General features: G+C 43.6%; 1 protein-coding gene. It reads right to left on the bottom strand.

Going from position 1 to position 1,789, the window contains the following annotated elements; translation table 11 throughout:
* Positions 1–97: 97 nt before the first annotated feature.
* A complete protein-coding gene (locus FHS10_RS29210; RefSeq protein WP_259097792.1) occupies positions 98–1,555 on the bottom strand; it encodes an alpha/beta hydrolase-fold protein in 1,458 nt (485 codons plus the stop codon).
* Positions 1,556–1,789 lie beyond the last annotated feature (234 nt).

Genomic DNA, 1,789 nt, shown 5'->3' with positions numbered 1-1,789 from the left:
GGCCCCGCTCGTGAAAGCGAATTATGGGCGCTGTTTGATCGTCTTCTGTTTTCATACACTTCTTTTTAGTGTATAGTTTTTCCCGGACGAGTCAAAACTATTTTGCGCTATGGCTTAACCATTCTCTGTACTTTTTGAGTAAAAAGCCATCCTGCGCTTTTTTATATTCGGGTGTTGCTACGGTAAAATGGGTTCCGGGGTAATAAGCGAACTCGATATTGGCGCCCAGTTTTTTCATTTCTTTTTCCATAAGCATGGCCGAAAAATTGAGATAGGCATTATCTTCATTACCCACGGATACACGTAATTTACCGTCGAGGTCTTTTTTTAACTCCGGCCAGTTCTGTATGATGTACCGGGTTAGGTCGTTCCGTTTCCAGTATTCAAATACATCCTGGTGTATTTTACCGGTTGCCGAATCAAATAAAGGTTTAGGAAGCCCGTCGTCTCCTTTGGGGCCAAATACCGCGGCAAAAGAAACATTTTGTTCGCCGCGGTAAATAATATCCTCAATACTGTGAACAATGTTTGGCCTGTCATAAGTGGCCGGCAAATCGGGGTTGCTGCCAATGGTGAGCGCGTCTATAAATTCTACCCGCTTATCATCGGTATAGAGGTTAGTTAGCACAAAACGATGGAAATCTACCGGGTCGGGAGCGCTTGCGTTTCCGGCTACAAATAATTTGGGGTAATGCGTAAGCAGGTACACAACTGTCCAACCGCCGCTGCTATGGCCCCTGATTACACGCGCGCCGTTGGTGCGAAACCGCTGATCCAGTTGCGGAATAAATTCGTAAGCAAAAGCATCGCCCACAGGGCCGTTGTTATCGCTGTTGGAATAGGTGCTGTGCCCCAGTGAACAATCGCCGTCCAAATAAACTTTGATACACGCAATGGTATCAAGCGGAACAGAGGCCAGTGTATCGCTGCTTTCTGTTTTAGAATAATGCATATAACCGCCGCCAAAGCCTCCAACCATAAAATAAACCGGGAAGTGCCTTTGGGTTTCGGTGTAATATTGCGCGGGCAGAATCACTGCGCCCCTGATGTACCCTGGTTTGTGATTAAAGGCGGTGAGTAATTTAGAATTTACTTTAATTTCTTTAACATATTTGCTGTCTTCAAAAACAGGCGCTTTAACCGCTTGGTCGCACACCAGGGCAAAGCCTTCGTTAGGGTTATTAAAAGTGAGCTTCCGGGCGGCATTATACATGTTTCCTGTGCTTAGGCCTATAATACGGCCATCAATATCCAGATCCCAAACTGCCTGCACATAATAATTACCGCGGGGTAGCCTTGATAAAAGCGCGGGATAGGATAAAGCCGAATCGGTAAATACAATCTGCTGATCGGGCATTATATTGTTAACCTTCATCCTGTAACATGGCCAATGCGTTTGGTTTTTTGGGTTTTCATTATCAGTAGAGAGGTATAGGATCACATTCCCTGTAAACGGGCCTTTATAAACGGAAGGTTTATAACTTACATAAATCTTTTGAGCATCCACGTAGGAAGCTGCCATAAACAGGCACAGTAAGGTGATATAGTATTTCATAATTTAACATATATTGCATGTACGAAATAATTCGTAATAATTATGCCAAAAATATATTTAATTGATAATGAGTAAATTGTAATTGTATTGACCTTTTGGGGGTGACCGTAAACGTACACTTATTGTACGTTTATGATATGAGCCTGACCCATCACTCTGACAGAGGTGCTCAATACTGCTCGAAAGATTATGTGGACTTGCTTGTAGGCGAAACAGTCTCCATTAGCATGACCG

Origin of the sequence: Mucilaginibacter dorajii (assembly GCF_024808255.1) — a bacterium.
Classification (GTDB): domain Bacteria; phylum Bacteroidota; class Bacteroidia; order Sphingobacteriales; family Sphingobacteriaceae; genus Mucilaginibacter; species Mucilaginibacter dorajii.
This window is presented reverse-complemented; position numbering and strand designations above follow the sequence as displayed.

What these genes read in the sequence shown, in the direction of transcription:
- FHS10_RS29210 (WP_259097792.1), bottom strand. Translation starts at nt 1,555, where the DNA reads ATGAAATACTATATCACCTTACTGTGCCTGTTTATGGCAGCTTCCTAC.